This is a genomic window from Oceanispirochaeta sp., assembly GCF_027859075.1.
In the GTDB taxonomy this organism is placed as follows: domain Bacteria; phylum Spirochaetota; class Spirochaetia; order DSM-2461; family DSM-2461; genus Oceanispirochaeta.
Map to the genome: position 1 here is coordinate 1 of NZ_JAQIBL010000320.1, position 6,597 is coordinate 6,597.

Here is a 6,597-nt window from a genome sequence, read left to right on the forward strand (position 1 = left end):
CTGGGGAGGGGCTACCCGCACGAAAGGGAGCTACAGCAACGGGGCGGCCTCCTTTGTCATGCCCTATCTGTTCGGGACTAAGATGAGTGGAATGGATGCGGGCAATCTGCGGCATTCCATGTTGATCATCCTCTGGGGGTACAATGCATTTGATACCCGTATGGGATGTGAAATGTCTCCCCGCATTCTGGAAGCCAGAAAACGGGGTGTTCCTGTGGTGGTTATTGATCCCCGGAGGACACGAACCGTAGACACCATGAGCAGCTGGTGGATTCCCATCAAACCGGGAAGTGATGTGGCTCTGATGGCGGCGATTCTGTTCTTTCTGATTCGGAATGACCTCCAGAATCATGTTTTTATTGAGACTTACAGTACAGGATTCGCACAGCTCAAGGCCTATGTTATGGGGGCGTCCGACGGCATTCCCAAGAGTCCGGAGTGGGCCTCAGAGATCTGCGGTATTCCTGAGGAAGATATTGAAAAGCTGGCGGATCTTTACGGCCGGACGAAAGCTGCGGCCCTCCTGCCGGGGCTTTCTCTGCAACGGGCCATTGCCGGTGAGGAAGCCGCCCGAATGCCCGTGGCACTCCAGCTGGCAACAGGCAATATCGGGGTTCCCGGCGGAAGTTCGGGAGGTCTCTTCTGGGGGAAAATACAGGGTCCCCGGTGCGGGGCTTTTCCCGTTCCTCCCCACAGTGATCCCTCTATCCCTGTATATGAATGGCCTGATACTATTCTGAGTGGGAACTCCAGGGGCAGATCTCTCAAAGGCGCCTACATCACAGGAAGCAATCTGCTGGCTCAGGGGAGTGATATTCAAAAAAACATCAGGGCTTTTCAAAGACTCGATTTGATCATCGGGCATGATTTATTTCTGACTCCCACCATGGCCCTCTGCGATATTGTTTTTCCGGTGGCTTCTTTTCTGGAAAGAGAGGATATTGTGAGCCCCGCGGGTAATTTTCTCCTTTACTCGGCAAAAGCTGTAGAACCACCTCCGGGTGTACTCACAGATTACGCCATCTTTTCAGCTCTGGCCGGCCGTCTCGGCTTCGCCTCAGACTATACGGAAGGAAAATCGAGTTCAGACTGGATCGATTTTTTTTTACAGGATTCCGATATCCCTGATGTTGCCGCTTTCAAAAAGGAGGGTTTGTATATGGGGCAGGAGCAGGAACGAAATGCTTTTTCTGATTTCATTTCAGATCCCTCAAAACATGCTTTGCAGACTCCTTCCGGTAAAATTGAGATTTCGCCCCATGCTTATGAGGATCTGGGATTCCCCGCCTATCCGCACTACCGGGGAGTACACCCTGATGATCCGGCATACCCGCTGTCTTTGATCACCCCCCATCCTCTTCAGGGAATAAACTCCCAATAAGCCAATATCCCCGGGTTCAGAATGGAGGAAGATCTGGGGCTCTGGATCCATCCCGATGATGCGGCAAGCCGCGGTATTCGTACTGATTCCCTTGTGATTCTGAGCAGTCTTCAGGGAAGTATAAAACGAACTGTGCGTATCACAGAAGGGATTATTCCCGGTACGGTTTCACTGAATGAAGGACTCTGGCCTGAATTACTCCGGAGTGATGCCGGAGTCCTGGATACCGGCGGGTCGGTGAATGTGTTGAGCTCGACAGAACCCACATTGCCCAGCTTGTCTTCACGAACCCATACAGTCTTTGTTCAAGTTTCTCTCTTCAATGAAAATTATTAGAATTTTTTATCTTTCTAAAGCGACTTAGATTATATTTAAATTTTAGGAGCTGAGATGAAAATTACTTTTAAAATAATAATTCCCGTTGCCATTATGCTTGTGTTGGCTGTCAGTGTCATTTCTTTTATAGGTTATACGAATATCTCCCGTGAAATTAAGAGTGTGATGCAGGTTACGGCTCAATCAACTGTGGAAGATCTTCTCCAACAGATAGATACGGTGGAAGAGGATACTGAAAAACTTAAAAATGCTTTGAATAATAATTTTCTGAGAATCGCTCGGAGTATTGCCTATGCCGTAGATAAAAATCCTGATCTGCTGTCAACGAAAACAATGCAGGAGATGGCTGCTTCAATCGGTATTGATGAAATCCATGTCGTAGACAGTCGGGGTATCCTTTTTGCCGGATCAGTCCCGGACTTTTTCGGTTTTGATTTCAGTACCAATGAGCAGACCAAACCATTTTTAAGGATGCTGACCAATCCTAAGGCTAAACTAGCACAGAATCCTCAGATAAGAGCTGTTGACGGAGTTCTGTTTCAATATATCGGAGTGCCTCTGCCCAGCGGTACAGGGCTGGTTCAGATTGGAGTGACACCGAAAGAACTTCAAAATTTGCTGGAGTCTTCCAGTAATCAAAATATTATGGAGCAATACCCCTATGAAGAGGGGGGATTCGCTTATATTCTCTCCCTTGAAACCAAGGCTATTATCAATCATTCCATACCTGATAGAATTGGAGTGGATATGTCTGAATTTGACTTCGTTCAAAGGATTATTGCCGAGAAAAACGGGCAATTTACTTATAAATATGAAGGCGAAGAAGTGTTTACGTGTTTTGCAGCAGCTGGTGAAACAATTGTAGTCACGGCCATTCCAACTGGAATCTACACCGGGAGGTTGAGGCCTATTCTATTTTCACTCATTTTCAGTTCATTTCTTGCCCTGTTGATTCTTTCCGGGACCATGTTTGTCATTGTCAGCCGTATCTTTGCTCCTTTGCGCAAAGTCAGCCATTCCCTCCGGGAAATTTCCAGCGGGGATGCGGATCTCACCCGGCGTCTTGAAATTACCAGCCGGGATGAAGTCGGAGACGTGGCTCAGAATTTCAATGCATTTATTGAAAACCTGCAGTCTCTTATCATGGGGATTCAAGTGGCTGTCAGCCAGACACAGAATATTAATATCAACTTAGGTTCCAGTACGAAAACGACCGCATCCTCAACAGAAGAGATCAATAAAAATATTGATTCTGTCAGAAATCAGCTGCAGCAGATGGATGAAAATATCAGTGAAAGTGCGACTGCCATGGAAGAAATTACATCCAATACAAGCTCCTTTGATAATATGATCTCTTCTCAGGCTTCCATGGTGGAAGAGTAGACCGCTGCTATTACCCAGATGATTGCTTCCCTGAACAATGTCGGAAATATCACAACTGCTAAAAAAGAATCCACTGGAGATTTGAAAAGAATTGCGGAAGAAGGAAAAAAGCAGATCGATTTGACATCCAGAGAATTTGCTGTTGTCGCGGAGAAAATTTCACAAATTCAGGAAATGGCAGCGACCATCAAAAACATTGCAGCTCAGACAAACCTTCTATCCATGAATGCCGCCATCGAAGCGGCTCATGCGGGAGATTCGGGAAAAGGTTTTGCTGTTGTAGCCGATGAAATTAGAAAGCTGGCCGAAACTTCCGGAAAATCCTCAGGGAATATCACCACTCTTATCAAGGAGATTACAACAGGAGTAAACAATACATCGGTGAGTGTCGGCAGTACACTGAGAATCTTTGATTCCATCTCTGAGGAGGTTGAATCTACGGTGAATGCTTTTCATGAAATAGAGGACTCTGTCTCGGAACTCACCATAGGGGGAAGACAGATCATGGAATCTACAGAAGAGATCAACAACGTGACGAATGAAGTCCGTTACGGCTCTTCAGAGATCCATAAAGGCATTGAATCTACCAATTCATCCCTGCTGAGCATCAAGGCAAAATCCGGGGCCGTGGATACGGCTATCCTGGAAATCTATAGCAAAGCTTCCGAGGTGGTTGATGCCATGAAGAAGTTGCAGGACATTGGTGATAGTCTGGATGAAATTACAAAGGATCTCTCAAAGAAGTTCAGTCAGTTTATTACCAGTTGATTTTCAAAATTATCATGATTGAGGTTTCATTCCCAATTCTTGCGGAAACATTTCTCCGATGCTCTCTCCGGTATGAATCCTTCTGATGGCCTCTGCCAGAAGGGGTGCCACCGAGAGCACCGTCATGTTGTTCATTTTCTTTTCTTCGGCAATGTGAACCGTATTGGTCACAACAAGCTCTTCCATCCCTGATTCTTGAAGCCGTGGAACCGCATCACCGCAGAGCACACCATGAACAGCGCTGACATAAATTTTTCCTGCTCCGGCTTCTTTTAAGGTTTTCATGGTTTCCAGGATGGTGGAACCCGTAGCTATTTCATCATCAAATATAATGCAGACTTTTCCCCGCACATTTCCGACCATTTCACCCTGGGCTACTTCTGTATCACTGATTCGTCTCTTGTCCACAATAGCTATGGGTACGTCCAGGTGTTCTGCCAATCGACCCGCCCTTTTAGCCCCGCCGGCATCGGTCGCAACGACAATCATTTTTTCTCTGCCTGGCTTGTTTTTAAAGTAGTCTGCTATAAGTGCCGTGGCTGTCAGATGGTCAACGGGCATACTGAAAAATCCGTGGACCTGGGGCGAGTGAAGATCCATGGTTAGAACTCTGTCGGCCCCGGCAGTTTTAAGAAGGTCGGCAATCAGCCGGGCTGTAATGGATATCCGGGGAGCGTCCTTTTTATCAGAACGGGCATAGGAGTAGTATGGAATCACCGCTGTAATTCTTTTTGCCGAAGCACTGCGCAGAGCATCCAGAGTAATGAGCATTTTCATGATCTGTTCGCTCACAGGAGTTGTGAGTGACTGAACTACAAAAACATCCCTCTCCCGTACATTCTCCTGAATCTGTACGGTGATGTTATCATTTGAAAAGCGGGCAATCTTCAGGGAATTGAGCTCCAGGCCCAGAACTTCCGCTATAGAAGTTGTTAGATCCGGATTTGATCCGGCACAGAAAATTTTTAGTTCTTCTTTCATAATGTTGTATCCATCCCCAGCACTTTCAGAGCCAGTTCCACCCTTCCGAAGGGAGAACTGACCTGAAATCCCTGAACATAGGATTCAATGGTACGACAAATTTCAGAGGCAATCCGGATGCCCTCTGCAATTCCTTCTTCCCGGGTCTGACAGCGGCTCATTCTTTCCATCACCTCATCGGGAACTTCTACTCCGGGAACTTCATTGCGCATAAACTCGGCATTCTTGAAACTCACAAGAGGCCAGACTCCGGCAATGATAGGAATGTTTCCAAAGGCGGAAGCCTCGTCCAGGAATTTTAAAAGGGCATCGGGATCAAAGACGGGCTGGGTAATGGCAAACTCGGCTCCCGCCTCAAGCTTTCTTCTGTAACGATCCATTTCCAGTTCGGGAGAGACCGCACAGGGGTTCGCTCCCACTCCGGTAAAAATGCCGGTGGGAGGAGATATCGGGTTCCCACCAAAATCACGGCCGTAATTGAGGTTATGGATCACCTGGGTCAGACCGATGGCATCCACATCAAAGACGCCTGTGACTTCGGGGTAATCTCCCGACTTGGGGGGGTCTCCGGTTATCACCAGAAAGTTATTCACTCCAGCCGCCACTGATCCCAGAATATCTGACTGCATACCCAGGAGGTTCCGGTCACGGCAGGTGTAGTGAAGGACGGCTTCAATCCCTGCTTCTTTCTGGATGACCGAGGCGGCAATCATGGGTGAAACCCTGGCGCTGGCCCGGGGACCGTCGGGAATGTTGATGGCATCTACACCATGGTAGGCGCAGGCTTTTGCTTTGCTGATAAAGGTGGTCAGGTCGGTGCTGCGGGGGGGGGTTATCTCCACGGAGGTCACCATCTTTCCCTGTTTGAGCAGGCAGGCCAGTCTTGATTTCTGTTCCTGAGGGACAGGGATGACTTCAGACGTTTTCCTGTCTACCGCCTTGATTTCAACATGCTGTTTCACCTGGGATGTGGCCTTGACCGTTCTGGAGGCCTTGAGAATATGATCCGGAGTCGTACCGCAGCATCCGCCGATTCCCCTGACTCCCAACTCGATAAATTTCTGTGCATAACTGGCAAAATATTCAGGGTTTGTCAGATAGACCATCCGGCCGTCCTGCTCCTTGGGGAACCCCGCATTCGGCATGGTTATCAATGGTTTCTCCGTCAGAGGCAGGGCTTTTTCGACCCAGTTATAGGTATGGGATGGACCGGTTCCACAGTTCAGTCCCAGAATGTCCAGAGCCTCGCAGGCATTCAGCTTCTGCATCAGGACTTCCAGGCTTTCTCCTCCCGGAGTGTATCCCTCTTCTGTAAGAGTAAAACAGCCGCAGACGGGCAATCCTGTTGACGCTACCGCATCGGCCGCCAGGATCAGCTCTTCGCTGTGGCTGAAGGTTTCGAGAAGGATGAGGTCGACTCCTCCCTCTTTCAGAGCCTGAGCCTGTTCACTGAACACCTCCCTCAGTTCCTCTCGCCTGTTCTCGCCCAGTCTCTGTCCTGATTTCAGGCAGGGCCCCATGGATCCGGCCACATACTGACCTTCTGAGATATATTTCCTAACCAGTTTGACTGCGGTCAGGTTAATTTCTTTGACCTTGTCTCCCAGTCCATGCTCGGTGAGCTTGATACGGTTGGCACCAAATGTATTTGTTTCCAGGACATCCGCACCTGCATCGCTATAGGCCTTGTGAACCTCTTCTACAATTTCAGGATTGGTCAGGTTCAGTTCATCATAACAGCGGTTCAG

At 48.3% G+C, this 6,597-nt stretch carries 6 protein-coding genes; 4 read left to right on the top strand and 2 right to left on the bottom strand.

What is annotated here, in order from left to right:
- The 4 genes from PF479_RS18250 to PF479_RS18265 all read left to right on the top strand — a co-directional run.
- The coding region (locus PF479_RS18250; RefSeq protein WP_298009749.1) for a molybdopterin-dependent oxidoreductase at positions 1-1,381 on the top strand (1,381 nt) is incomplete at its 5' end.
- A 21-nt stretch (positions 1,382-1,402) separates the two neighbouring features.
- A complete protein-coding gene (locus tag PF479_RS18255) occupies positions 1,403-1,717 on the top strand; it encodes a molybdopterin dinucleotide binding domain-containing protein (RefSeq protein ID WP_298009752.1) in 315 nt (104 codons plus the stop codon).
- Positions 1,718-1,771: 54 nt separating this feature from the next.
- Complete coding sequence (locus PF479_RS18260) at positions 1,772-3,100, top strand: HAMP domain-containing protein (protein WP_298009754.1); 1,329 nt, start codon at positions 1,772-1,774, stop codon at positions 3,098-3,100.
- An 81-nt stretch (positions 3,101-3,181) separates the two neighbouring features.
- Positions 3,182-3,868 carry a methyl-accepting chemotaxis protein gene (locus PF479_RS18265; protein ID WP_298009756.1) on the top strand — a complete coding sequence of 229 codons (687 nt, stop codon included), beginning with the start codon at positions 3,182-3,184 and terminating at the stop codon, positions 3,866-3,868.
- Between the two features lie 12 nt (positions 3,869-3,880).
- On the opposite strand, the gene PF479_RS18270 is transcribed toward PF479_RS18265, so the two are convergent.
- Together PF479_RS18270 and PF479_RS18275 are read right to left on the bottom strand one after the other, a co-directional pair.
- A complete protein-coding gene (locus PF479_RS18270; RefSeq protein WP_298009759.1) occupies positions 3,881-4,849 on the bottom strand; it encodes a ribose-phosphate pyrophosphokinase in 969 nt (322 codons plus the stop codon).
- Positions 4,846-6,597, bottom strand: a 1,752-nt coding sequence (locus tag PF479_RS18275) for a bifunctional homocysteine S-methyltransferase/methylenetetrahydrofolate reductase (RefSeq protein ID WP_298009762.1), incomplete at its 5' end; no start/stop codon positions are given. The genes PF479_RS18275 and PF479_RS18270, both read right to left, overlap by 4 nt.

Coding starts and splice junctions, on each gene's coding strand:
- PF479_RS18255 (WP_298009752.1), top strand. CDS start 1,403: ATGGAGGAAGATCTGGGGCTCTGGATCCATCCCGATGATGCGGCAAGC.
- PF479_RS18260 (WP_298009754.1), top strand. CDS start 1,772: ATGAAAATTACTTTTAAAATAATAATTCCCGTTGCCATTATGCTTGTG.
- PF479_RS18270 (WP_298009759.1), bottom strand. CDS start 4,849: ATGAAAGAAGAACTAAAAATTTTCTGTGCCGGATCAAATCCGGATCTA.